Source organism: Pseudomonas sp. R3.Fl, from assembly GCF_023516765.1.
In the GTDB taxonomy this organism is placed as follows: domain Bacteria; phylum Pseudomonadota; class Gammaproteobacteria; order Pseudomonadales; family Pseudomonadaceae; genus Pseudomonas; species Pseudomonas citronellolis.
On record NZ_JAMGSO010000001.1, the window covers coordinates 4,793,394 to 4,817,980 of the forward strand.

Annotated in this window: 24 protein-coding genes; 10 read left to right on the top strand and 14 right to left on the bottom strand. The window is 68.8% G+C overall.

The annotated features are described in order from the left end of the window. Positions 1–899: 899 nt before the first annotated feature. From pyk to M8R19_RS21170, 3 genes are all read right to left on the bottom strand, one after another. Entirely contained in the window at positions 900–2,351 is a 1,452-nt protein-coding gene (pyk, locus tag M8R19_RS21160; protein WP_116425628.1) for a pyruvate kinase, read from the bottom strand. 65 nt (positions 2,352–2,416) lie between these two features. Continuing rightward, complete coding sequence (locus M8R19_RS21165) at positions 2,417–3,346, bottom strand: universal stress protein (RefSeq protein ID WP_249918809.1); 930 nt, start codon at positions 3,344–3,346, stop codon at positions 2,417–2,419. 64 nt (positions 3,347–3,410) lie between these two features. Further along, positions 3,411–4,217 (bottom strand): tetratricopeptide repeat protein, encoded by an 807-nt coding sequence (locus tag M8R19_RS21170; RefSeq protein ID WP_249918810.1) that lies wholly within the window; start codon positions 4,215–4,217, stop codon positions 3,411–3,413. Positions 4,218–4,318: 101 nt separating this feature from the next. On the opposite strand from M8R19_RS21170, the gene M8R19_RS21175 reads away from it, so the two are divergent. From M8R19_RS21175 to M8R19_RS21185, 3 genes are all read left to right on the top strand, one after another. Continuing rightward, positions 4,319–4,690: a tol-pal system YbgF family protein gene (locus M8R19_RS21175; RefSeq protein ID WP_249918811.1), complete on the top strand. Its 372-nt coding sequence runs from the start codon at positions 4,319–4,321 to the stop codon at positions 4,688–4,690. Between the two features lie 76 nt (positions 4,691–4,766). Beyond that, positions 4,767–5,192, top strand: a complete 426-nt coding sequence (locus M8R19_RS21180) for a DUF4124 domain-containing protein (protein WP_009615806.1) — start codon at positions 4,767–4,769, stop codon at positions 5,190–5,192. Positions 5,193–5,251: 59 nt separating this feature from the next. Continuing rightward, positions 5,252–5,611, top strand: coding sequence for a PilZ domain-containing protein (locus tag M8R19_RS21185; RefSeq protein ID WP_009615807.1), 360 nt, complete (start codon positions 5,252–5,254; stop codon positions 5,609–5,611). A 335-nt stretch (positions 5,612–5,946) separates the two neighbouring features. Here M8R19_RS21185 and M8R19_RS21190 read toward each other — a convergent pair whose 3' ends face one another. The 7 genes from M8R19_RS21190 to M8R19_RS21220 all read right to left on the bottom strand — a co-directional run bounded on the left by M8R19_RS21190 (position 5,947) and on the right by M8R19_RS21220 (position 13,662). Then, positions 5,947–7,278, bottom strand: a complete 1,332-nt coding sequence (locus M8R19_RS21190; RefSeq protein ID WP_074982256.1) for a DUF58 domain-containing protein — start codon at positions 7,276–7,278, stop codon at positions 5,947–5,949. Next, entirely contained in the window at positions 7,275–8,285 is a 1,011-nt protein-coding gene (locus M8R19_RS21195; protein ID WP_009615810.1) for an AAA family ATPase, read from the bottom strand. Before M8R19_RS21195 ends, M8R19_RS21190 begins: the two co-directional genes overlap by 4 nt. Next, complete coding sequence (locus M8R19_RS21200) at positions 8,282–9,556, bottom strand: DUF4350 domain-containing protein (protein ID WP_249918812.1); 1,275 nt, start codon at positions 9,554–9,556, stop codon at positions 8,282–8,284. The genes M8R19_RS21195 and M8R19_RS21200 overlap by 4 nt, the downstream gene beginning before the upstream one ends. Beyond that, positions 9,553–11,124 carry a DUF4129 domain-containing protein gene (locus M8R19_RS21205; protein ID WP_249918813.1) on the bottom strand — a complete coding sequence of 524 codons (1,572 nt, stop codon included), beginning with the start codon at positions 11,122–11,124 and terminating at the stop codon, positions 9,553–9,555. The genes M8R19_RS21200 and M8R19_RS21205 overlap by 4 nt, the downstream gene beginning before the upstream one ends. After that, the gene (locus tag M8R19_RS21210) at positions 11,111–12,094 is read right to left on the bottom strand and encodes a stage II sporulation protein M (RefSeq protein ID WP_249918814.1); all 984 of its coding nucleotides are present in this window, start codon (positions 12,092–12,094) and stop codon (positions 11,111–11,113) included. The genes M8R19_RS21205 and M8R19_RS21210 overlap by 14 nt, the downstream gene beginning before the upstream one ends. Further along, complete coding sequence (locus M8R19_RS21215) at positions 12,091–12,816, bottom strand: RDD family protein (RefSeq protein ID WP_249918815.1); 726 nt, start codon at positions 12,814–12,816, stop codon at positions 12,091–12,093. The genes M8R19_RS21210 and M8R19_RS21215 overlap by 4 nt, the downstream gene beginning before the upstream one ends. A gap of 90 nt (positions 12,817–12,906) precedes the next feature. Further along, complete coding sequence (locus tag M8R19_RS21220) at positions 12,907–13,662, bottom strand: hypothetical protein (protein ID WP_249918816.1); 756 nt, start codon at positions 13,660–13,662, stop codon at positions 12,907–12,909. Between the two features lie 116 nt (positions 13,663–13,778). Between M8R19_RS21220 and sbcB the strand changes: the two genes are divergently transcribed. Then, on the top strand, positions 13,779–15,212 hold the full coding sequence (gene sbcB, locus M8R19_RS21225) for an exodeoxyribonuclease I (RefSeq protein WP_249918817.1): 1,434 nt from the start codon (positions 13,779–13,781) through the stop codon (positions 15,210–15,212). Between the two features lie 69 nt (positions 15,213–15,281). Here sbcB and mvaT read toward each other — a convergent pair whose 3' ends face one another. Further along, complete coding sequence (gene mvaT, locus M8R19_RS21230; RefSeq protein WP_074982273.1) at positions 15,282–15,656, bottom strand: histone-like nucleoid-structuring protein MvaT; 375 nt, start codon at positions 15,654–15,656, stop codon at positions 15,282–15,284. A gap of 251 nt (positions 15,657–15,907) precedes the next feature. Here mvaT and purU point away from each other — a divergent pair, with 251 nt between their 5' ends. From purU to M8R19_RS21245, 3 genes are all read left to right on the top strand, one after another. Continuing rightward, positions 15,908–16,759, top strand: coding sequence for a formyltetrahydrofolate deformylase (purU, locus tag M8R19_RS21235; RefSeq protein ID WP_009615828.1), 852 nt, complete (start codon positions 15,908–15,910; stop codon positions 16,757–16,759). 185 nt (positions 16,760–16,944) lie between these two features. Next, the gene (locus M8R19_RS21240) at positions 16,945–17,130 is read left to right on the top strand and encodes a hypothetical protein (RefSeq protein ID WP_074982275.1); all 186 of its coding nucleotides are present in this window, start codon (positions 16,945–16,947) and stop codon (positions 17,128–17,130) included. 26 nt (positions 17,131–17,156) lie between these two features. Next, positions 17,157–18,140: a zinc-dependent alcohol dehydrogenase family protein gene (locus M8R19_RS21245; protein ID WP_074982277.1), complete on the top strand. Its 984-nt coding sequence runs from the start codon at positions 17,157–17,159 to the stop codon at positions 18,138–18,140. A 320-nt stretch (positions 18,141–18,460) separates the two neighbouring features. Here M8R19_RS21245 and gpgF read toward each other — a convergent pair whose 3' ends face one another. The 3 genes from gpgF to upp all read right to left on the bottom strand — a co-directional run bounded on the left by gpgF (position 18,461) and on the right by upp (position 21,604). Continuing rightward, positions 18,461–19,462, bottom strand: a complete 1,002-nt coding sequence (gene gpgF, locus M8R19_RS21250; protein WP_043273284.1) for a glucosaminyl phosphatidylglycerol flippase — start codon at positions 19,460–19,462, stop codon at positions 18,461–18,463. A gap of 210 nt (positions 19,463–19,672) precedes the next feature. After that, positions 19,673–20,962, bottom strand: coding sequence for a uracil-xanthine permease family protein (locus tag M8R19_RS21255; protein WP_074982279.1), 1,290 nt, complete (start codon positions 20,960–20,962; stop codon positions 19,673–19,675). A 3-nt stretch (positions 20,963–20,965) separates the two neighbouring features. Beyond that, on the bottom strand, positions 20,966–21,604 hold the full coding sequence (upp, locus tag M8R19_RS21260) for a uracil phosphoribosyltransferase (RefSeq protein WP_009615833.1): 639 nt from the start codon (positions 21,602–21,604) through the stop codon (positions 20,966–20,968). Between the two features lie 216 nt (positions 21,605–21,820). Between upp and M8R19_RS21265 the strand changes: the two genes are divergently transcribed. From M8R19_RS21265 to M8R19_RS21275, 3 genes are all read left to right on the top strand, one after another. After that, the gene (locus M8R19_RS21265; protein WP_009615834.1) at positions 21,821–22,378 is read left to right on the top strand and encodes a hypoxanthine-guanine phosphoribosyltransferase; all 558 of its coding nucleotides are present in this window, start codon (positions 21,821–21,823) and stop codon (positions 22,376–22,378) included. A 3-nt stretch (positions 22,379–22,381) separates the two neighbouring features. After that, complete coding sequence (locus M8R19_RS21270) at positions 22,382–22,858, top strand: WbuC family cupin fold metalloprotein (protein ID WP_074982281.1); 477 nt, start codon at positions 22,382–22,384, stop codon at positions 22,856–22,858. A gap of 193 nt (positions 22,859–23,051) precedes the next feature. Continuing rightward, on the top strand, positions 23,052–24,476 hold the full coding sequence (locus M8R19_RS21275; RefSeq protein ID WP_249918818.1) for an aldehyde dehydrogenase family protein: 1,425 nt from the start codon (positions 23,052–23,054) through the stop codon (positions 24,474–24,476). Positions 24,477–24,587: the final 111 nt, after the last annotated feature.

Genomic DNA, 24,587 nt, shown 5'->3' on the forward strand with positions numbered 1-24,587 from the left:
CCCACAGAAACTGTGGGCAGAGTTGTGCATAACCTTGGGGCCAACTGCCCGGGCGCCCGCCGGGCCTGGGTTGGGCGGTGTTGTTCGGTATTTGATCCATTGTCCGTTTCGCTGTTGGCCAGGGTCTGCGTAAGTGCCTGATTTGGTGGGATTGTCCTACAGCCGGCCGGTGGGGCGGGTTGTGCGATCAGCGCACGGGGCTTGCCCACAATAACTGTGGGAAGGCCTGTGGATAAGCTTGGGGCGGATGTGTCGGGGGCGCGTGGTTGTTAGGCTTGGGCGGTGCTGGCCGGGTTTTGACCAGTGCGTAGGAGTAGTTGTTCTATTGGGTTATTCCCCTTCGGGCCAGCGCAAGCGCTGTTCGCGATGGAGCCGCGTCCCGCGTTCGCGGGAACCCAGAAAACTATAAGGCTGTACCGAGGTGCTCTTCGTAGGAGCGAGCTTGCTCGCGAATGAGCCTCGCAGCGGAGTCTGTTCGCGAGCAAGCTCGCTCCTACGAAAAGCTGTGCTCGCCTGCAATGTAGGAGGCGGACGGTCTTGCCGACTGCGCCAAGGTGCTTTCGTAGGATGGGTTGAGTTTGCGAAACCCATGCGGTTGTGGCGATGGGGGCGTGTGCCGGTTGGCCTTGGCGTGTGGCTTGGCCGCGGCCCTCTCCCTAACCCTCTCCCTGAAGGGAGAGGGGACTGGTTCGGCGCGAACTGTAACCGCGGTGCTTTCCGGCAACTTCGGTGTTGCCGGCGAAAACCATTATTTCCCACTGGCACGGACGGCCCCCTCTCCCTTCAGGGAGAGGGCTGGGGAGAGGGAACGGAGCCGAGCCAACGCCGCGATACCCCCGGCGAAACCCCCAAAAAACAAAGGCCGCCCAAAGGGCGGCCTCCATCACTCACCATCCCACTCAGACCAACAGGTCCCCCACGTGCAGCACCTTCATGGTGTTGGTGCCGCCCTGGGTGGTGTAGCTGTCGCCCTTGGTCAGGATCACCCAGTCGCCCTTGGTCACCACGCCGCGTTGCAGCAGCGCGTCCACGGCTTCCTGGCTGACGCGCTCCGGCGGCAGCGCGGCGGGGTCGAAGGGGATGGTCTCGACGCCGCGGAACAGCGCCACTCGGGCCTGGGTCTCGCGGTGCGGGGAGTAGGCGAAGATCGGCACCGAGGAGCGGATGCGCGACATGATCAGCGGGGTGTAGCCGCTCTCGGTGAGGCAGATGATCGCCTTGATGCCCGGGAAATGGTTGGCGGTGTACATGGCCGCCAGGGCGATGCTTTCGTCGCAGCGCTCGAAGGTCTGGCCCAGGCGATGGCTGGACTTCTTGGTGGTCGGGTGCTTTTCCGCGCCCTGGCAGATGCGCGCCATGGCCTGGACCGCTTCCACCGGGTACTCGCCGGCGGCGCTCTCGGCCGAGAGCATCACGGCGTCGGTGTAGTCGAGCACGGCGTTGGCCACGTCCGAGACTTCCGCGCGGGTCGGCATCGGGTTGTGGATCATCGACTCCATCATCTGCGTCGCGGTGATCACCGCCTTGTTGTAGCGGCGGGCGTGCAGGATGATTTTCTTCTGGATGCCGACCAGCTCGGCATCGCCGATTTCCACGCCGAGGTCGCCGCGGGCCACCATCACCGCGTCGCTGGCGCGGATCAGGCCGTCCAGCGCCTCGTCGTCGGCCACCGCCTCGGCGCGCTCGATCTTGGCCACCAGCCAGGCCTTGCCGCCGGCCTCCTGGAGCAGGCTGCGGGCGTATTCCATGTCCTTGGCGTCACGCGGGAAGGACACGGCGACGTAGTCCAGGTCCATGCTCGCGGCCAGCTTGATGTCGGCCTTGTCCTTGTCGGTCAGGGCCGGCGCGGTCAGGCCGCCGCCGCGGCGGTTGATGCCCTTGTGGTCGGACAGCGGGCCGCCGATCAGCACTTCGCAGACCAGTTCGTCGGCCTTCACCTGCTTCACCACCATGACCACGCGGCCGTCGTCCAGCAGCAGCTCGTCGCCCACGCCGCAGTCCTTGACCAGGTCCGGGTAGTCGATGCCCACGACTTCCTGGGTGCCGGCGTCGCGCGGGTGGCTGGTGGAGAAGCGGAAGCTGTCGCCCACGGCCAGTTCGATGCGCTTGTTGGCGAACTTGGCGATGCGGATCTTCGGCCCTTGCAAGTCGCCGAGCAGGGCGACGAAGCGGCCATGCTTGGCGGCCAGGTCGCGCACCAGTTGGGCGCGGGCGCGGTGCTCGTCGGGGGTGCCGTGGGAGAAGTTCAGGCGGGCGACGTCGATCCCGGCGAGGATCAGCTGCTCGAGGACTTCGGGGGACTGGCTGGCTGGGCCGAGGGTGGCGACTATCTTGGTGCGGCGGACGGACATGCGGGACTCCTTGGAAGACGAGCGTGCGGGCCGGCGGCGGGAGCCGGGCCGGCCCGGCGGCCATCTTACCCCTTTTCCGATGACGGTTCGCCTGCCGGCTTGAGCACCAGCAGGTCGCACTCGACTTCTTCCAGCACGCGCTCGGCGGTGTGGCCGATCAGCGCGCTCTCCAGCTGGCCACGGGCCACCGCGCCCATCAGCAACAGGTCGATGCCCTGGTTGCGGACGAACTCGGGGATCACCTCCTCGGGGAAGCCCTGCAGCAGGTGGGTGTCGCCGGCGGCCATGGCCGGGTGGGCGGCCATCAGCATGTGCAGGGCCTGGCGGTGGTGCGCCTCGGTGGCCTTCAGGTGTTCGTCGTAGCTGCCCAGCAGCTGGGCGTCGAAGGCCAGTGTCTGCGGCAGCGCCACGTAGGCGTGCAGGTAGCTCGCGTGCAGGCCCAGGCGGCGGTTCAGCTCCAGCGCCGCGGCGATCAGCCGGCGGTCCAGCTTCGCCGGCTTGTCGCCCTCGTGCAGCGGGTCGAGGGCGGCGCACAGCTTGCGCCCTTCCCAGGTGCCGTGGTGGACCAGCCACAGCGGCACCTCGCAATGGCGGATCAACTGCCAGTCGGTGTTGGTCAGGAACAGGCGCTTGAGCAGGCCGTGGCGGCTGCTGGACTTGAGCACCAGGTCGGGCTGGTGCTCGGCCACGGCGGCGAGTATCTCGCGGTACAGCGGCTTGCCCCAGCGGGTGTGGCAGCGCACCTCGATGGCGGCCTGGCGCAGCGGCGCGGCCAGCTTGTCGAGCCAGTCCAGGCGCTCGGTCTGCTGCAGGATGCGCACCCGCTCCAGCTCATGCTGCGGGATCAGCAGGCCGTTGTCCAGCGCCGGGTTGTAGTCGCACACCAGCAGGGTCACGCCGGCGCCGCTGCGCTCGGCGATCCACTGGGCGCGGGTCAGGGCTGGCTGGTCGTCGCGGGTGGGGTCGATGACCACCAGCAGGTGCTGCAGTTTCATGGTCGGCTCCTCGCTTGGCTACTGCCATTGCAGTGCAAGCGTAGCCGGCCCGGCTTGACCTGCGTCAGTCGCCGCCCTGGTTCAGCGCCTGGTCCAGGTGGCGCGCGGCCTTGTTCGCCAGCTCGCCGTCGGGATAGTCCACCAGCAGGTGGCGCAGGTAGCCGATGGCCTTGGCGCGGCTGGGGTGCGGGTTGTCGGGTGCCATGTACATCAGGCCCAACTGGTACAGCGCCTTCTGCTTGATGTCGGCGGGGATGGCCGGGTCGTTGACTGCCAGCAGGTACAGTTGCTCGGCCTCGGCGACGCGGTCCTTGAGCACCGCGCGGCGCGACAGCAGGGTCATGTCCGGGTCGAGGCTGGTCTTGTTCAGGTCGAGGTTCTGCTGCGGCTTCCAGGTGGCCAGCAGCTCGCGGGCGTTCTTCTGCACCGGCTCCCTGGCGCGCTGGCGGATCATCAGGATGCGCGCGTCGGCGTGGCTGGCCGCGGCGGTGCCGGGGAACTCGCGGTCGATGCGCTGGAAGTAGTCCAGGGCCTTGGCGTCGTCGCGCTGGTCGTTGTAGCGGCTCATGTAGATCAGGCCGATCTGGTACAGGGCGATGGCGCGCACGTCCGGGCTGTAGCGGCTATTGTCGTAGCCGCTGAGGTAGAGCCGCTCGGCCTCGGCGCTCTTGTTGTCGCGGATGGCCTGGGCGCTGTAGGTGAGCAGGTCGCCTTCCTCCTCCACCGCGGCGGTCATGCGGTCGCTCTTGAGCTTCTTGTACTCGGCGACTTCGCCGGTGGTGACCTGGGCGACGAACAGCGGGGTGGTCGGCGAGCAGGCGGCCAGCAGGCCCAGCAGGACGGCGAGGGGCAGGGCGGGGTGCAAGCGCATGGCATCTCCTTGGCGCCGGGGCGGGTTCCCTGCGCAGTCTAGTGATGCCCTTCAGCGCGGCCAAGGCGCGCCGATACAGTTCCCAACGGAGGATATGCCCCATGCGAACCCTGTGCATCCTGGCCCTGGCGGCGAGTGTTACCGGCTGCAACAGCTGGTCGACCAACAAGAACCTGGACGACGCCTACCGCGCCTACGCGCGCGGCGATTGCGAGCAGGTGATGCTCGACCTGTCGCGCAGCGAGCGCAAGAGCCGCGCGCGGCCCTGGCTGCAGCCGGAGATCTCGATGCTCCGCGGCCTGTGCCTGGAGCGCCAGAAGTACTACGTCGACGCGGCGCAGACCTACGACTTCATCATCGCCCGCTATCCGAGCAGCGAATATGCCTACCGCGCCAAGGCGCGCCTGGAGACGCTGCGCCAGAATGGGCGCCTGACGGGCGAGGCCGCCCAACCGTTGCCGGTGCGTCCCTGACCGCCGGTCGTTGCAGCCTTGAGCGGGCCCGGGTGCTCGCTAAGCTCAAGAGGCTGCCTTCAAGGAGGAGGTTGCGATGCGTGCGTTGCTGTGCCTGTGCATGGCCCTGGCCCCCTTGCTGGCAGCGGCCGACATCTATCGCTGGACCGATGCCCAGGGCAAGGTGCATTTCAGCGAAACCCCTCCGCCCGGCGCCCAGCGCGTCGAGGTCCGGCCGCAGGTGGTCGAGCGCGATGCCGCCACGCGCGAGCGCGAGGAGCGTACCCGCCAGTTCTACCAGGCGCGCAGCGAGGAGCAGGCCGCGGCGCGCAGCCGTGCCGCCGAGCAGCAGGCCAAGGCGGGCGCCGAGTGCGACCGCCTGCGCGACCAGTTGGCGACATTGCAGCGCGGAGGTCGCTACTACTCCACAGATACCAAGGGTGAACGCCTCTACTATAGCGACGAGCAGATCGATGCCGCTCGTCGCTCGCTGGCCGAGCGGGTGGCCGAAGGTTGCCGTTAGTGCTGGCCGCAGGGCGGTCGCGCCGTCATACTGGGTAAAACTCATAGCGAATAGCCATTATGCGTCATCAACGACACATAGAGCGCCATCAGCTGCCGTACTACCTGAAGGTGTTCAATAGCATCACCGACAAGCCCATGGGCTACCTGGGCAACGTATCGCTGGACGGCATGCTGCTGATCAGCCAACTGCCGATGCTGGTGGGCGGGCGATTCGACATGCGCCTGAAGATTCCCGGGCAGGACGGCAAGCTCCAGCACATCGACTTCAGCGGCACCTGCCAGTGGTGCCACGAAGACGTCACCCCGGGCAGCTTCGACTCCGGCTTCAGCCTGGTGGCGCCGCCGGCGGAGTACGTCGAGCTGGTCGAAGCGCTGCGCCGTTATTTCAGTTTTCGCCGCCAGGTGGAGTCGGTCTGAGCCGCGGGATGCGCTGAACCGACCTGGGCGGTAGTGAAGGAAAGGGAAACATCGGCGGTACGCGAATGATACGTGTAGGAGCGGGCCCTGCCCGCGATTCGCGCGCAGGGCGCGCTCCTACATGGGCGTAGCGTGTGGGGCGACCCGTAGGAGCGGATCTCATCCGCGAATCGCGCCGATACGCCAGGCTATCGCGGACAAGGTCCGCTCCTACGAGTGCGGGAGAAACGCCGTCGTAGGATGGTGTTGAGCGAAGCGATACCCATCGCCACCGTCGGCCGTGCCACCGGGACGTCCGGCGGGGCCGGAGCCCTACGCGCAATGCAAGGCGCCCGTCACAGCGCCCCGGCGCGCTTCCAGCCCAGGTAGCGGCTGACCAGTTCCGGACCCAGTTGGCTGGGTCTGGCGTCCAGCACCGGCACGCCATTGGCCAGCAGCTTTTCGTGCAGGCCGGCTCGGGCGTTCAGGTAGTCCAGGGCGCCGCAATAGGTCAGCGCTTCGTCGTAGCCCTGCACCGGCGTCTGCCGCAACTGGTCGAGCACTTCCTCGCGCAGGCTGGCGACCAGCACGCGGTGCTGGCGGCCGAGGCGGCGCACCGCGCCCAGCAGTTCCTCGTCGTCCTCGTCGCGCAGGTTGGTCACCAGCACCACCAGGGCGCGGCGGCGTTGGCGCGTGAGCAGGGCCTGCACGGCGGCCGCGTAGTCCGCCGGGCGCTGGCTGCTGTCCAGGTCGTAGACGGCGTTGAGCAGCGCGCCCAGCTGGGCATTGCCCTTGGCCGGCGGCAGGTGGCGCGGCCGCTCGCCGGCGAAGGTCTGCAGGCCCACGGCGTCGCCCTGGCGCAGGGCCACGTAGGCCAGCAGCAGGCTGGCATTGAGGGCGTGGTCGAAGTGCGAGAGGTCGCCGTCCTTGCTGCGCATGTGGCGGCCGCAGTCGAGCAGGAAGAGGATCTGCTGGTCGCGTTCGTCCTGGTACTCGCGGGCGATGGGCGTGCGTTTGCGCGCGGTGGCCTTCCAGTCGATCTGGCGCAGGGTGTCGCCGTCGCGGAATTCGCGCAGCTGGTGGAATTCCAGGCCCAGGCCGCGGCGCTGGCCGGGGCGCACGCCGATGCGGCTGAGCCAGTGGTCCACGGCCATCAGCTCGGCGCCGTAGATACGCGCGAAGTCGGGGTAGACGCGGGTTTCGTCGCGTACTTCGAGGAAGCGCCGGCCGCGCCACAGGCGCAGCGGGCTGGGCAGTTCCAGCTCGCAGCGGGGGAAGACGAAGTGGCCGCGCTGCAGCGGCCGCACGCGGTAGCCGAGCTGGGTGGTCTCGCCCGGGTGCAGTTCCGCGGCCAGGGGCAGGTGCTCGAAGTCCATGCCCGAGGGCAGGTGGTCGAACAGCGTCACCCGCAGGCGCTGGCCGAAGCCGTGCTGCAGTTGCAGGCGCACCTCGCTCCAGCGCCCCAGCGGCAGGTTGCCGGCCAGCTGGCGCTGCAGGCGCGGGCTGGGCAGGCGGCGCAGCCACAGGGCGTCGCCCAGGGCCAGGCCGAGCAGGGCCAGCAGCAGGACCCACCACAGCTGTTGCAGCCAGGCCGGCGCCGGGCTGCCCAGGGCCGTGGCGCTGCCCAGGCCGATGGCGGCCAGGGCCAGCGCGGCGAGCAGCGCGAGCAGGACGCGCGATGGCTTCATAGGCGCGGCGCCGGTACCTGGTCGAGCAACTGTTGCAGCACCTGGTCCACCGACAGGCCTTCGATGTCCAGCTCCGGCGACAGCCGCACGCGGTGGCGCAGCACGGCCAGGGCGCAGCCTTTCACGTCGTCCGGAATCACGAAGTCGCCGCCGCGCAGCAGCGCGCGGGCGCGGGCGCAGCGCACCAGGGCGATGGACGCGCGGGGCCCGGCGCCCAGGGCCAGGCCCGGCCAGCTGCGGGTGGTGCGGGCGATGCGCACGGCGTAGTCGAGCACCTGGTCGTCGATGGCCAGGTCGGCGGCGATCTTCTGCAGCGCCAGCACGTCCTTGTCCTTGAGCAGCGGGCGCAGCGGCGCCACGTCGAGCATGTCGCTGCGCGCCGAGCGCGTCACCTGGCGCACCAGGGTCTGCTCCTCGGCCTCCTGCGGGTAGTCCATGCGCAGCTTGAGCATGAAGCGGTCCAGCTCGGCCTCGGGCAGCGGGTAGGTGCCTTCCTGCTCGATGGGGTTCTGCGTGGCCAGCACCATGAACGGCTGCGGCACCGGCAGGGCGCGGCCCTCCAGGGTGACCTGGCGTTCCTGCATCACTTCCAGCAGCGCCGCCTGGGTCTTGGCCGGGGCGCGGTTGATCTCGTCGGCCAGCAGCAGGTTGGTGAAGGCCGGGCCCTTGCGCAGCTTGAACTGCTCGCTGGCCAGGTCGTACACGGCGTGGCCGGTGACGTCGCTGGGCATCAGGTCGGGGGTGAACTGGATGCGCGCGAAGGCGCCGTCGAAGCAACGGGCCAGGGCGCGCACCAGGAGGGTCTTGCCCAGCCCCGGCACGCCCTCGACCAGGATGTGGCCGCCGGCGAGCAGGGCGGTGAGCACGTCGTCGATCACCCCGACCTGGCCGATCAGGGCCTTCTGCAGTTCGTGGCGCAGGGCCTGGGCCAGCTGGCTGGCGCGCTGGCGCTGGGCCGCCGGGTTGGCGGACGGGGTGGCGCTGGGTTCGGGCGTCTGTTCGCTCATAGGGCATTCCTGAGGCTTTGCAGGTGGGCGACCTGGCGGGTGAATTCGGCGGCGCTCATGCGGGGCGCCGGGTAGGGCCGCATGGCCTGGCTGATGGCGCTGACCGGCAGGCGCGTCATGCGCCCGAGCAGTTGCCACTGTTCGGCGATCGGCAGGCGTTCGAAGCCCGGCTGGCGCTGCCGCGCGCGGCGCAGCACGTCGCGCTGCAGGCCTTGCACCAGGGCCACGTGGCCGCGCTGGCGGAGCAGGAAGTCGGCGCCGGCGCGCAGGTGTTCCACCAGTTGCCGGCGGGCGCGGCTGGGCACCGGTTGCAGCGGGCCCTGGCGCTGGCCGGCGCGCCACAGCAGCAGCGCCAGCAGCAGGGCGAGGGCGACGAGCGCCTGCGGGTAGTTGCGCAGCAGCAGGTTGAGCAGGCTGTCGCCGTCGGCGCGGTAGACCAGGGTCACGGCGCTGTCCTGGGTCAGGTACCAGAGCAGCCAGGCGTTGTCGTAGGCGTCGAGGTTGGCGGTCTGCCAGATCCAGTTGTCGGTCAGCACCGTGACCAGGCCGTCGCCCAGCTGCAGTTGCAGCAGGTGGGTGGCGTCGTGGCTGTTGGCCCAGGCGTAGGCGAGGTTCTTCGAGTCGTAGAGGTGGTACTCGGTGTCGAAGCCGATGTAGGCCGGGGCCTGCTCGTTCTCCAGGTAGAGCTTGGTCAGGTCCGGGTAGGCGTCCGCGTCCTCTTCTTCCTCGGCCTTGGCCGGGTCCGCCGTGGGGGACGCTGGCTGCTCGACGCCCTTGGGCGGCGGCACCTTGGCCGGCGGCGCGGCCTCGCCATCGGCTTCGGGCTTGTCGGCGCTGGCGCCCTTGTCCAGGTCCTCGGTCAGGTATTGCTGGATGCCCAGCGGGTCGAGCAGCAGGTCGCCGCTCTTACCGTCCTTCTCGTCCCACAGGCGCTCGGCGGTGACGATCAGGTGGCCGCCGCGGCGCGCCCAGTCGAGCAGGGCGCGGTTCTGCGCGGGGGTGACGTTCTCGCGGCCGCCCAGCAGGATCAGGGTGTGGCCCTGGCTGGGCAGGTTGTCGAGCACTTCCAGGCCCTTGGCGCTGTCGACCCGCAGGCCGCGGCCGCGGAGGAAGCGTTCGGCGGCCAGGTAGGGGTTGGCCCGCACCTCGGGGGAGGGGCCGTGCTCGATCTTCTCCGGGTAGGGCCGCAGGTTCTGGTACAGGTACCAGGCCACGGCGGCGCCGACCAGCAGCACCAGCACGCCGAGCAGCCAGCGGGTGGAGCGGCTCATGCCGGCGCTCCCGGGCCGAACAGCCGGCGCCAGCCGTCGCACAGCGCCTGGCGCAGTTCGCCGGGCGGCGGGCGGTGGCCGTAGGCGAGGGCCTGCCAGTGGCCGGTCAGCTCCCGCGCGTAGCTGTCCAGTTCGGGCCGCTGCAGGCCTTCAACCTGGCCCAGCACTTCGCCTTCGGTGCTGGAATCGCGCAGCGGCACCCGGTAGTCGTGCAGCAGGCGGCTGAGCAGGGCGCGGTAGAGCAGGCCCAGGGCCGCGCGGGGCTGCTCGTCCCAGAGCCGCTCGGCGGCGCTGGCGACGTCCTCGGGCAGGCTTTCCGGCGCCAGTTCCAGGCCGAACAGCACCGCCGGCGCCTCGCGCGGGGCCTTCTGCGGCAGGCCCAGGCGGGAGGCGAACAGGCGCAGCCATTCGCGGTAGCGCCACAGCAGCAGGACCACGGCGGCGATCAGCGCGGCCCACAGCAGCGTCTGCAGCGACTGCAGGATCAGGCCCAGCGGCCGCCAGTGGGCCAGGGCGTCGAAGAAGGCCTTGAGGTCGTCCTCGCTGCCCTTGCCGGCCTTCTCCTTGGGCGGCTCGCCCAGGCGCCAGCGGGTGACCGTCTCGCTGTTGCGGAAGGGCGGGGCGTCGAGCAGGGCGTCGACGGCCTGGCGCGACTGCTCGCTGGTCAGCTTCTGGTGCAGCAGGCGCGCGGCCTCGGGGCCGTTCGGGTCCTGGTTGGGCAGCGGGCAGCTGGTGGCGCTTTCCGCGGCCCAGGGCGCGCTGCCGGGCAGCATCGCCAGGGCGCCGGCGCACACCAGCAGCAGGGCGTAGGCGCTGCCGACCAGGCGCTGGCGCAGGCGGCGGAACACCAGTTCGATGTCCCAGGCCTCCAGCTCGGTGCGGCGGTTGAGGTAGAGGGTGAAGCCGCAGGCCACGTAGACCGGCTCCCAGACCACCAGGACCAAGGCGTAGAGCAGGTTGGACAGGTGCTCCAGCCATTGCCAGTCGCCCTGCAGGGCGTCCAGCAGGGCCTGCCATTTCCAGTCCGACAGCCATTGCTGCGGCAGCATCAGGTAGAGCAGCGCCATCAGCCCCAGGTACAGGGCCAGCTCGAAGTGCATGCCGACCACCGTCAGCCAGGTGGCGCCGCCGGCGTTGCGCTGGCCCAGCACCACCAGGCGCTGGCTGCGCGCCTGGCCGGCCAGGCCCTCCAGTTGCAGCACCGGCAGGTCGAAGCTGCGCGTCGGGCTGAAGCGCCGCCACAGCAGGCTGGGCAGCAGCTGGCGCCGCAGCAGGCCGGGGAAGGCGCGCAGGGCCTCGCGCAGCGTCGGGGTGTCGGCGAACAGGGCGCGGGAGAGGATGTACAGCGGCAGGCGCTCGAAGGCCGGCTTCAGCCACCAGAAGATCAGGATGGCCAGGCTGGAGTAGTCCCACAGCAACAGGCTGAGCACGGCGAACACCGGCAGCGTGACCAGCGCCCAACTGGCCATCAGCAGCCCGGCATGCCGCCGCGCCAGGAGCACGCCCAGGTCCAGCGCCTCCCAGGCGCTGCGCGGGCGGATCGCCACGCTGGCGTCAGTCAGGCGCATGGCGCTGGCGTCCGGCGAACAGGAAGTAGCTGCCGACCAGCAGCCAGAGCGCGGCGCCGACGCCGTACTTGACCGTGGCCGGGAAGCGCGTGAGCGAGGACCAGTAGCCCTCGACGAAGGCGGCGACGAGCAGCAGCAGGATCACCCCGGCGACCAGTTGGATGGCCTTGGCCGCGGCCCGGCGCAACGCTTCGCCGCGGCTCAGGCGCCCCGGGGCGAGCAGCGCCCAGCCGAGCTTGAGCCCGGCGGCGCCGGCGAAGGTGACGGCGGTCAGCTCGAAGGCGCCGTGGCCGATGACGAAGGACCAGAAGGTCTGCACGTAGCCGATCTGCGTCAGGTGGCCGGCCACCGCGCCAATCATCAGGCCGTTGAAGAACAGGAAGAACAGGCTGCCAAGGCCGAACAGCAGGCCGCTGGCGAAGGTCTGGAAGGCGATGCCGATGTTGTTCATCACGTAGAAGGCGAACATCTGCCAGTTGTCCCCGGCGCCGCGCTCGCCCAGCGGGCCCAGGCGCGCGGCGTCGGGGGCGTACATGCTTTCCATCTCCGCCACCCGTTCGGCGCTGAGCACGCTGTAGACCAGGTCGGGGAAGCAGTACACCAGCACGCCCATGAGCAGCAGGGTGCCGTAGAACAGCAGGCTGGCGACGGCGATGGCGCGCCACTGCTCGCGCACCAGCCGCGGGAAGCCGGCCAGCAGGAAGCCGATCAGGCGCGAGCCGAGGTGGCTGCGGTGGCGGTAGAACTGCTGGTGGCCGCGCATGGCCAACTGCTGCAGGTGGTCGATCAGGTGGCTGCTGTAGCCGCGGTCCTGGGCCAGGGCCAGTTGCTGGCAGAGGCTGCGGTAGTCGCTGGCGAAGTCGCCGTCGCGGGTGGATTCCTCGCGCTTGCCGCTCTCCAGCTGCTCCAGGCGCTTGGCGAAGCGCTTCCAGTCGTTGCGGTGGCGCTGCTCGAACAGGCTCTGCTTCATGGCGCCAGGCCTCCGCCGAGCAGGCCGCTGGCGATGCCGGCCAGGCGCGTCTCGGCCTGTTCCGCGGGCACGCCCAGGGGCTCGGCGAGAATCCCCGCCAGTTCCTCGCGGCGCGCCGCCGACAGGCCCGCGGCGCGTTCGCTGAAGTCGGTGACGGCGCGCTGCTCGGCCAGGCTCAGCGGGCACGGCGGCAGCAGCGGCGGCACCTGGGGAATCTGCGGCCGGCTCGGCGGCGGGTCGCGGTAGATCACCAGGGTGCCGGCGGCCAGGTCGCCCAGGCGCTTGAACGCCGGGTTGGACAGGCAGGCCAGCAGGCCCAGGGTGTAGCCGAAGGGCAGGATGTCGGCGAAGCGCAGCAGGTTGCGCAGCAGCGAGGCGGACCAGCCGACCGGCGTGCCGTCGTCGTGGACCACGCGCAGGCCCATGACCTGCTTGCCGGGCGAACGCCCCTGGTTGAGCACTTCGAACAGGACCATGTACCACCAGGTGACGAGGAAGGTGAGCAGCAGCCCCAGGCCGGTGCCCAGTTGGCCGAGGAAGGCCAGCAGGATGTACATGACCAGCATCAGCAGCACGCGGATGCCCAGGTCGATCAGGTAGGCCAGGGCGCGGGCCACCGGCCCGGCCGGGCGCAGGAGCAGGTCGATGCCTTCCGGGGTTTCCACCTGGTAGCGGGTGTCCAGCGGCGGGCTGGCGGGGCGTGGTGGCGCGGCGGCGATCAAGGGCGTTGGCAGTCGCTAGAGGGAAAGTCCGATGCTAGCCAGCGCCGCCCGGCTAGGCAACCAGGGCGGCGGGCAATTCCGGGCTGTTTCTCAGTTGGCCGGCGGCAAGACGCCGAAGATGGTGCGGTAGAGCACGCCGATGGCGATGAAGGCCAGCGGCAGCGTCCAGACCAGGCCGATCAGCAGCGGGATGGCGCTGAGCAGCATGATCAGGCCGAGCGCCAGGAACAGGCCGAAGACCTTGAACCAGTGCTGGCCGACGGCCTTGCGCGAGGCCTCCATGGCCTGCCAGGGCGACAGGCCGCGCTCCACCACCAGCGGGATGGCCAGGGCGTAGGAGACGCCCAGGTAGATGCCCGGCAGCACCAGCAGGAACAGGCCCAGGTAGGTCAGCACGGTGATCGCAAGGCCGGTGATGAGCAGCGGGACGAACAGGCCGAAGTAGGCGAACAGCTCGTTGATGGTCGCCGGCTGGTCGGCGGCGCGGCGGATGCCGATCATGTTCAGCCCGGCCAGCAGCGGGTAGCAGAGCGCGCTGGCGAGGACGCTGACGATGATTTGCAGCGCGCCGGGTTCGGAGTCGTGGATCAGGCCCAGCAGGCCGAGGACGAAGGCGATGACGAAGCTCAGCAGGTTGACCGCCACGCCGTAGATGATCGCCGCGACCACCAGCGTGCCCTTCATGCCCTTGACCTTGTGCCAGGCTTCGCCCAGCACGTCGCCGATGCGGAAGTCGTAGCCGCGGGCGAGGGCTTCCTCGATGCTGGGCGCACCCGCGCCCGTGGGGTTCTGCTGCAGCTGGCTGGCCGGTGTCGCGTAGGGGTTCTGTTCGAATTCCTGGTTCATATGAGCCAATCCCTGGTGATGTGAAAGAAACCGCGCCTACACCATAACCCATACCGAGGTTCCGGGCAGCCCGCGGGGGGATGGTAGACTGCCCGGCCAGGCCAAGGGAGAGCGTCATGACCGCCAGCATCTTCTGGTACGACTACGAGACCACCGGCATCGACCCGCGCCGCGACCGCCCGCTGCAGGTCGCCGGCATCCGCACCGACGAGGCGCTCAACGAGATCGAGGCGCCGCTGAACTTCTATTGCCGCCCCAGCGACGACATCCTGCCGCACCCGGCGGCCTGTCTGATCACCGGCATCACCCCGCGGCGCCTGGAAGAACAGGGCCTGGGCGAAGCCGAGTTCATGACCCGCCTGCACGCCGAGCTGTCGCGCCCGGGCACCTGCGTTGCCGGCTACAACACCCTGCGCTTCGACGACGAAGTCACGCGCTACAGCCTCTACCGCAACTTCTTCGACCCCTACGCCCGCGAATGGCAAGGTGGCAACAGCCGCTGGGACCTCATCGACCTGGTGCGCACCGCCTACGCGCTGCGCCCGGAAGGCATCCAGTGGCCGCTCAACGACGAAGGCGTGGTCACCCTGAAGCTGGAGCGCCTGACCGAGGCCAACGGCCTGGAGCACGGCCAGGCCCACGACGCCCTGTCCGACGTGCGCGCGACCATCGCCATGGCCCGGCTGCTCCGCCAGCGTCAGCCCAAGCTCTACGACTTCCTCTACCGCCTGCGCGGCAAGCACGCGGTGCTCGACCAGGTGCAACTGCTCAAGCCGCTGGTGCACGTGTCCGGGCGTTTCTCGGCGGCGCGCAGCTTCCTGTCGCTGGTGCTGCCGCTGGCCTGGCACCCGCGCAACCGCAACGCCCTGATCGTCTGCGACCTGGGGCTGGACCCGGCGCCGTTGCTGGAACTGGATGCCGAGACCCTGCGCCAGCGCCTGTACACCCGCCGCGAGGAACTCGGCGAGGGCGATCTGCCGGTGCCGCTGAAGCTGGTGCACGTCAACCGCTGCCCGGTGCTGGCGCCGCTGGCGGTGCTGCGCGAGCAGGACCAGGCGCGCCTGGGCATCGACCTGGCGGCCTGGCAGGCGCGTGCGCAGGTGCTGGTCGAAGGCAAGCCGCAGTGGCAGGACAAGCTGGCCGCGATATATGAACAAGAGAACTTCCCCGGCGTCGAGGATCCGGAACAGCAGCTATATGACGGGTTTATCGGCGACCGTGACCGGCGGCTCTGCGAACAGGTACGCCAGGCGGACCCGGTGCGCCTGGGACGAGAACAATGGCCATTCGACGATCCGCGCCTGGTGGAACTTCTGTTCCGTTATCGCGCGCGGAATTTTCCGGAAACTTTGTCTACGGCCGAGCAGGAACAATGGCGGGAGTTCTGCCGTTGCCGGCTGATGCTCGACGAGTACGGTGCGCCCAATACCCTGGCGAACTTCGAAGTGACTCTGGCCGAACAGCTCGAAAATACTGGGCTGCAGGGTAGGGCATTGCTGCAGGAATGGCAGGCATATGCCGCTGTCTTGCGTCAGCGTTATTGCCTTTAGTGTTCGGCGAGTTCTTCGCGAGCAATAAAAAACGCCAGCCGAAGCTGGCGTTTTCGCGTGGCGCGGGGCTTAACCCAGCAGGGTGGCCCAGCTCTCGACGGTGTCGGCGCCCCACTTGGCCTTCCATTCCTTGAGCGTCTTGTGGTTGCCGCCCTTGGTTTCGATGACTTCGCCGTTATGCGGGTTCTTGTATTGCTTGACCTTGCGCGCGCGCTTGCTGCCGGTGGCCTTGGCGGCACGCGGGGCCTTGCTCAGTTTGGCGTCCGGATCGAGCAGCGCGAGGATGTCACGCAGGGACTTGCCATAGCCGCCCATGAGCGTGCGGAGTTTCTCTTCGAACTCCAGTTCCTTCTTCAGCTTGTCGTCCTTCTCCAGGGACTTGAGGCGCTCTTGAAGTTCCTTGATGGCTTCTTCGGTGGCGCGGTACTCATTGATCAGTGACATGTCGGCGTACCTTGTCTTGAGGTCAAGCGTTGCTGGAATATTAGTATTCCCAATAATAGTCAGCCGATTTGTTCGAGTAAACCATTGGATAAAGTTTTCTGGCTACTTAACGTAATATTTAACTTGCTTCGATAGACGCATTGTCCGCGCACTTAAATCAGGACCTGTCCGAATGTCCCTTGCCGGCGGTCGCGGTTTTCCCGGGCAGCCGCTAGAATAGCGGCCTTCGCGAAGTATCTGGAGCTACACCCATGCGCACTTTCCGACTGGTGATCGCCTGTCCCGACGGGGTCGGCATCGTCGCCAAGGTGAGTAATTTCCTGGCCACTTACAACGGCTGGATCACCGAGGCCAGTCACCACTCCGACAACGACAACGGCTGGTTCTTCATGCGGCACGAGATTCGCGCCGACTCCCTGCCGTTCGACCTCGACGGGTTCCGCCAGGCCTTCGCCCCCATCGCCCGCGAGTTCAACATGGTCTGGCGCATCACCGACTCGGCGGTGAAGAAGCGCGTGGTGCTGATGGCCAGCCGCGAGTCGCACTGCCTGGCCGACCTGCTGCACCGCTGGCACAGCGGCGAGCTGGACTGCGAGATCCCCTGCGTGATCGCCAACCACGACGACCTGCGCAGCATGGTCGAATGGCACGGCATCCCGTACTTCCACGTGCCGGTGGATGCGAAGAACAAGCAGCCGGCCTTCGACGAGGTGTCGCGGCTGATCGACGAGCACCAGGCCGACAACGTGGTGCTGGCGCGCTACATGCAGATCCTGCCGCCGGACCTGTGCCAGAAGTACCGCCACCAGGTGATCAACATCCACCACAGCTTCCTGCCCTCGTTCATCGGCGCCAAGCCCTATCACCAGGCGTCGCTGCGCGGCGTGAAGCTGATCGGCGCGACCTGCCACTATGTCACCGAGGAACTGGACGCCGGCCCGATCATCGAGCAGGACGTGGTGCGCGTGAGCCATCGCGACAACGTCGAGGAGATGGTGCGCCTGGGCAAGGACGTGGAAAAGATGGTGCTGGCGCGCGGTTTGCGCTATCACCTGGAAGACCGCGTGCTGGTGCACGATAACAAGACAGTGGTGTTCGACTGAGGACCTGTCCACGATCTGCTGCGCGTCGGCATAACTGCGTTAAAAACAGGCGAGCGATGCTCATTTAGCGGACTAAACTGCGCTCTCTCGCCTGTTTTTGCCTTGTTCTGCTCTAGCTCGCGAGATCGTAAACAGGCCCTGAGCCGCATTGGCCGGGCGAACCCGCGAAGCAGGAGAGCCCGGCCATGTCCGACGAGAAAGCCCCCGGCACAGCCACCCCGCCGCCCACCCTGGGCGAGGGCTGTACCAGCCGCTACGACATCGATGCGCTGAGCGAGGAGGACGGCACCGAGTTCCCCGGCGCCGCCGAACTCTGGCGCGAAGTGCAGGACGAAAGGGGGCGCCCCGAGGCGCCGCCGAAGAAACCCTAGCCGATTCGCCCGTGTGGAGGTGACCCATGCGCGCCATGCTGCTCGAACAGGTGGGCCAGCCGCTGCGATTGCGCGAGCTGCCCGTGCCGCAACCCGGCCCAGGTGAGCTGCGCGTGCGCGTGGCGGCCTGCGGGGTGTGCCGTACCGACCTGCACGTGGTCGATGGCGAACTGCCGGCGGTGCCCCTGCCGGTGATCCCCGGGCACGAGATCGTCGGCTACGTCGATGCCCTGGGCGCGGGCGTCGAGGGTTTCGCTCTGGGCCAGCGGGTCGGCGTGCCCTGGCTGGGGCATACCTGCGGTCACTGTCCGCCCTGTACCCGCGACCAGGAAAACCTCTGCGACGCGCCGCAGTTCACCGGCTACACCCGGCCGGGAGGCTATGCCGAGTACGTGGTGGCAGATGCGCGTTTCACCTTCGCCCTGGGCGAGGCGGGCGACGATGCCGAGCTGGCGCCGCTGCTCTGCGCCGGGCTGATCGGCTGGCGCTCGCTGGTCAAGGCCGGCGACGGCCGGCGCCTGGGCCTCTACGGCTTCGGCGCGGCGGCGCACATCGTGCTGCAGGTGGCGCGCTGGCAGGGGCGCGAGGTCTACGCCTTCAGCCGTCCCGGCGACCACGCCGCCGAGGCTTTTGCCCGCTCATTGGGCGCCGTCTGGGCCGGCCCATCCGACCAGGCGCCGCCGCAGCCGCTGGACGCGGCGATCATCTACGCCCCGGCCGGCGAACTGGTGCCCGCCGCGTTGCGCGCCGTGCGCAAGGGCGGCCGGGTGGTCTGTGCCGGCATCCACATGAGCGACATCCCGAGCTTCCCCTACTCGATCCTGTGGGGCGAACGCGAGCTGGTTTCAGTAGCCAACCTGACCCGCCGCGACGGCCTGGAGTTCTTCCCCGTCGCCGCCCGGGCCAGGGTGCGTACCGAGGTGCAGCGGTACCCGCTGGAGCAGGCCAACCAGGCCCTGGACGATCTGCGCCACGGGCGTTTCCAGGGCGCGGCGGTGTTGGTGCCGTAAAGGGAGCGTGGTGTGGATGTTCGGCCATCGCGGACGGAGTCCGCTCCTACGAGAAGCTGTGCCTGTCCGTACGGTAGGACTGCGCCGAGGTGCTTTTCGTAGGATGGGTTGAGCTTGCGAAACCCATCGGACCATGGCGACGGGTTTGCCGGAAGGTGTAGGAGCGGACTTGTCCGCGATAGCTGGAGGTTCCGGCGCGATTCGCGGATGAGATCCGCTCCTGCACTGCCCCACCCGCGCCATTCCCCTGTAGGAGCGCGCCCTGCGCGCGAAATCGCGGGCAGGGCCCGCTCCTACAGTTGTCGTGAGGCACGGAGTTTCTAGGCGTCGCGGTTGCGCAAGCCGATCAGGCGGCGCAGCAGCGGGCGTCCGGCCATGATGGCGAACACCGGCGCGCCCGCCACCAGGTAGAAGTAGTAGGTCACCACCCGCCAGACCAGGATGGCCGCCGCCGCGGTCGGCTTGCCCACCAGCGGGCTGAGCATCGCCAGCGAGGTCAGCTCGGTGCCGCCGGCGCCGCCCGGCAGCAGGGTGGCCAGGCCGGCGGCCAGGGACAGCAGCTGGATCAGGAAGGTCCAGGCCCAATGCAGCTCCACGCCCATGGCCTGGAGGATCAGGTAGAGCACCGAGAAGCGCAGCAGCCAGTGGCTGCTGGTGAGCAGGAACACCAGCGCCAGGCGCCGGCGCGGCTGTTTGAGGCTGGTGGCGATGCTGTCGCGGAAGTGCAGCAGCTTGCGCGCCCAGTGCAGGCGCCGCCGCGGCTTGACGCCCAGGCGCGCCAGCAGGCGGCCGTTGGCGCGGATCACCCGGCGCTGGAAGCGCGCCAGCAGCACCACGCCGAACAGGATGCCGCCCAGCAGCACGGCGCTGACCAGCAGCGAGGATTCCAGGTTCGGGCTCAGGCTGTGGGACAGCGTGTAGCACAGCACCACCAGCAGCGCGCTGAGGAAGAACAGCAGGTCGCTCAACTGGTCGACGGCGAAGATCGCGCTGCTCTGCGCCGGGCGCAGGCCGCGGCGGGCCAGCAGGGCCATCAGCGTCAGCGGCGCGCCGCTGCCGCCGGGGGTGGCGTAGAAGGCGAACTCCGAGGCCATGATGATGCCGATCGACTGCCGCTGGCTCAGCGGCCCGGCGCGGCCGGCCAGCAGCACGCGCAGCTTCTGGGCGTTGATCAGCCAGCACAGCAGGATCATGCCGAGCAACAGCAGCAGGTTGTCCAGCGGGAAGCTCGCCAGTTGCTCGAGCATCGGCCGGCCGCCCAGCACCAGCGGCACCAGCGAGGCGCCGAGCAGGGCGATCAGCAGCCACCAGGCGCGGCTCACGGCCGGGCCTCCGGGCTGGCGGGGCGCGCTCCGTTCGGGTCGGGGCGCAGGATGTTGCGGCAGACGAAAATAACGGTTACCTCCGGGACTGTGCGCTTCCCTCTTCTGTGGACTACCGCTTCGGGCAGGCGTTCGCAGTCGCTGAGGGGAGTCTACGGCAGCCTCGGCAGTGGCGCCCCGGTCCTTTCGTCGGTCCGGGGCATCCGGGGCTCACGGGTGTTCGGTTTCCTTGGCGCCTTCCTCCAGCGCCTTGTTCTGCCAGCCTTCCTCGCCGGGCAGGATCAAGTTCAGGACGATGGCGACGATGGCGCACAGGGCGATGCCCTTCAGGCCGAAGTCGTCCGGGCCGGTGCCCGAGCCGATCAGCACGCCGCCGATGCCGAACACCAGGGTCACCGAGACGATGCACAGGTTGCGCGCCTGGGACAGGTCGACCTTGTGGCGGATCAGGGTGTTCATGCCCACCGAGGCGATGGTGCCGAACAGCAGGCAGAGGATGCCGCCCATCACCGGCACCGGGATGCTCTGCAGGATGGCACCGAACTTGCCGACGAAGGCCAGGCCGATGGCGAACGCGGCCGCCCAGGTCATGATCTTCGGGTTGTAGTTCTTGGTCAGCATCACCGCGCCGGTGACTTCGGCGTAGGTGGTGTTCGGCGGGCCGCCGAACAGGCCGGCGGCGGAGGTGGCGATGCCGTCGCCCAGCAGGGTGCGGTGCAGGCCCGGGGTCTTCAGGTAGTTCTTGCCGGTCACCCCGCCCACGGCGATCACCCCGCCGATGTGCTCGATGGCCGGGGCCAGGGCCACCGGGACGATGAACAGGATGGCCTGCCAGTTGAACTCCGGCGCGGTGAACTTCGGCAGCTCCAGCCAGGGTGCGGCGACGATCTTGGCCACGTCGACCACGCCGAACATGAAGGCCAGCGCATAGCCCACCAGCACGCCGCTGATGATTGGCACCAGGCGCAGCATGCCCTTGCCGAACACGGCGACTATCAGGGTGGTGATCAGCGCCGGCATGGAGATCAGCATGGCGGTGCGGTAGGGGATCAGCTCGGTGCCGTCGCCGGCCTTGCCCATGGCCATGTTGGCGGCGATGGGGGCCATGGCCAGGCCGATGGAGATGATCACCGGGCCGATCACCACCGGCGGCAGCAGGCGGTCGATGAAGGCGGTGCCCTTGATCTTCACCGCCAGGCCCAGGAAGGTGTAGACGAAGCCGGCGGCGACCACCCCGCCCATGGTCGCGGCCAGGCCGAACTGGCCCTTGGCGAGGATGATCGGGGTGATGAAGGCGAAGCTGGAGGCCAGGAACACCGGCACCTGGCGCCCGGTCACCAGCTGGAACATGAGGGTGCCGAAGCCGGCGGTGAACAGCGCCACGTTCGGGTCCAGGCCGGTGATCAGCGGCATCAGCACCAGGGCGCCGAAGGCGACGAAGAGCATCTGCGCGCCGGCGATGACCTGGCGCCACAGCGGGTCATGGAATTCGTCGGCCATGGATCAGTTTTCCTTCTGCTTGGTGCCGAAGATCTTGTCGCCGGCATCGCCCAGGCCGGGGATGATGTAGCCGTTCTCGTTCAGCCCCTGATCGATCGAGGCGGTATAGATGATGACGTCCGGGTGCGCCTCGGCCACCGCCTTGATGCCCTCGGGCGCGGCCACCAGCACCATGGCGCGGATTTCCCTGCAGCCGGCCTTCTTCAGCAGGTCGATGGTGGCGACCATGGAGCCGCCGGTGGCCAGCATCGGGTCGATGATCAGCGAGCGGCGCTCGGCGATGTCCGGCGCCAGCTTCTCCAGGTAGGTGTGCGCCTGCAGCGTCTCTTCGTTGCGTGCCACGCCCACGGCGCTGACCTTGGCCCCGGGGATCAGGCTGAGCACGCCGTCGAGCATGCCGATGCCGGCGCGCAGGATGGGCACCACGGTGATCTTCTTGCCGGCGATCTTCTCCACCTGCACCGAGCCGGCCCAGCCGGGGATCTCGTAGTTCTCCAGCGGCAGGTCGGCGGTCGCTTCGTAGGTCAGCAGGGCGCCCACTTCCTGGGCCAGCTCGCGGAAATTCTTGGTGCTGATATCGTGGCGGCGCATCAGTCCGATCTTGTGGCGGATCAGGGGATGGCGAATCTCGTGCACGGGCATGGACGGGGTCTCCGGGAGGGGGCTGGCAAAAAATTGCGGTAGCGTAAAGCATCTTAGGGGCAGTTGGCAGTCGGTGCGCGACAAATAGCCGCCGGCCGCCCACTGCCGGAACCCGCCTGGCCTGGCGCGGGATTGTCGGCGACTTTCGTCCGCCGGTACTTGCTCCAGGGCAGAGGGATGGGTACCTTTGCGCACTTTTTCCGGGAGAGCCCGCCAATGTCCGTCGATCTCGCGCACATCCGCCAAGTCATGGCCGAAGCCGATTGCCTGTACAACGACGCCGAAGTGGACGCCGCCATCGGCCGCGTCGCCCAGGCGATCAACGCGGACCTGGCCGAGCGCAACCCGGTGGTGTTCTGCGTGATGAACGGCGGGCTGATCTTCTCCGGCAAGCTGCTGCCGAAGCTGGACTTCCCCCTGGAGCTGTCCTACCTGCACGCCACCCGCTACCGCAACGAGACCACCGGCGGCGAGCTGTTCTGGAAGGCCAAGCCGGAAATCTCCTTCATCGACCGCGACGTGCTGATCGTCGACGACATTCTCGACGAAGGGCACACCCTCTCGGCGATCATCGACTTCTGCCGTCACGCCGGCGCCCGCGAAGTGCACACCGCGGTGCTGATCGACAAGGACCACGACCGCAAGGCGCGCCCGGACCTGAAGGCCAACTACGTCGGCCTGTCCTGCGTGGACCGCTACATCTTCGGCTACGGCATGGACTACAAGGGCTACTGGCGCAACGCCCCGGGCATCTTCGCCGTCAAGGGCCTCTGAGCCATGGCCGGGCCGCGTTTCCTCGACCAGGCCCTGTTCGCCGGGCTGGCCGGGCAGGCGGCCGCCAGCCCACGCCGCCGCCAGCACCACAACCTGCACGCGATGGAAGAGCCCTGCCATCGCCTGCTCAATGCGCTGCAGCCGGATACCTACGTGCAGCCGCACTGCCACCGCAGTCCCGATAAGGCCGAGAGCATCATCGTGCTCAAGGGGCGCCTGGGCCTGCTGATCTTCTCCGAGGCCGGCGAACTGCTCGCCACCCGCGAGCTGTCGCCCGAAGGCGATTGCCCTGGCGTGGACCTGCCGCCGGGCACCTTCCACGCCCTGGTGGCGCTGGCGCCGGACAGCCTGATGTTCGAATGCAAGGCCGGCCCCTACCAGGCCCTGGCCGATGACGAGCGCGGCGCCTGGGCCCCGCGCGAGGGCGAGCCCGGCGCGGCTGAATACCTGGCCTGGATGCGGGCGCAGTTCCCCGCCTGAACCCCGCGTGATGCGGGGCTTTTCGTAGGAGCGAGCTTGCTCGCGAACGAACCCTCGCTGCGGAATCCGTTCGCGAGCAAGCTCGCTCCTACACATCTATATACGTCGATGCATGCATGCATCGATATGCATTTTTGCCGATCCATCCCCCGCCTATCCTGCCGGCCTCGCTGAAACCGCCTCCGAGGTCACCATGCGCACCCAGCTCTATATCGACGGCCAATGGCGCGACGCCGCCAACGGCGCCACCCTGCAGCCGATCAACCCGGCCACCCGCGAGCCGCTTGCACCCGTCGCAGCCGCCGGCGCTGCCGAGGTCGACCTGGCCGTGGCCGCCGCTCGCCGTGCCTTCGCTGGTTGGCGCGAGACCACCGGCGCCGAGCGCGCGCATTACCTGCGCGGTTTCGCCGAGCAGTTGGAAGCCCGTCGTGAAGCCCTGGTCGAACTACAGATGCTCGCCAGCGGCAAGCCGCGCCTGGAGGCGGAGATCGACGTCGGCGACGCCATCGCCACCTTCGCCTACTACGCCGAGCTGGCCGCAGGCCTGGATGCGCGGCAGAACGCCGAGGTGGCGCTGCCCGACGCCGGCTTCCGCTCGCAGACGCGCTTCGAGCCGGTGGGCGTGGCCGGGCTGATCGTGCCGTGGAACTTCCCCCTGGTGACCAGCGCCTGGAAGGTCGCGCCGGCCCTGGCCGCCGGCTGCACCGTAGTGCTCAAGCCGTCGGAGATCACCCCGCTGATCGAACTGGTGCTCGGTGAAGTCGCCGACGCCATCGGCCTGCCCGCCGGCGTGCTGAATCTGGTGCCGGGCCTGGCCGACGCCGGTGCCGCCATCAGCAGCCACCCCGGCATCGACAAGCTGTCCTTCACCGGCAGCAACGCCGTGGGCCGCAAGGTCATGCAAGCTGCCGCCGCGCGGACCCTGCCGGTGGGCCTGGAACTGGGCGGCAAGTCGCCGATCCTGGTGTTCGCCGACAGCGACCTGGACGATGCCGTGCAGTGGATCATCGCCGGCGTGTACTGGAACGCCGGGCAGATGTGCTCGGCCACTTCGCGCCTGCTGGTGGAGGAGAGCATCGCCGATGATCTGCTGGCGCGCCTGAAGGTGGCCGTCGAGGCGCTGCGCGTCGGCGACCCGCTGGCCGGCGAGATCGACATGGGGCCGATGACCAGCCAAGCGCAGTACCGCAAGGTGCTGGACTACTTCGCCATCGCCCGCGACGAAGGCCTGGCTTGCCTCACCGGCGGCGAGGTGGGGGAGGGCTGGTGCATCCGCCCGACCGTCTATGTCGACGTGCCGGAACACAGCCGCCTGTGGCGCGAGGAAATCTTCGGCCCGGTGCTCTGCGTGCGCCGCTTCAGCGATGAGGCCGATGCGCTGCGCCAGGCCAACGATTGCGACTTCGCCCTGGCCGCCACCGTGGTCAGCGCCGACCTGGCGCGCGCCCAGCGCGTCGCCGAGCGCCTGGAGGCCGGCCACGTCTGGCTGAACTCGCCGCAGGTGGTGTTCCCGCAGACCTCCTGGGGCGGCGGCAAGGCCAGCGGCATCGGCCGCGAGCTGGGGCTGTGGGGGCTGTCGGCGTTCCTCGGCGTCAAGCACATCACCGCGCCGCGCTGAGGTTTTGCCCGTGGGGCTCCGATGTACCGGCCCGGCGTATAACCGCGAACGGTTATACGCCCTACGCTGCCCCGCCCACATCGCTCCTACGGTTCCAGGAAGCACGGTCGC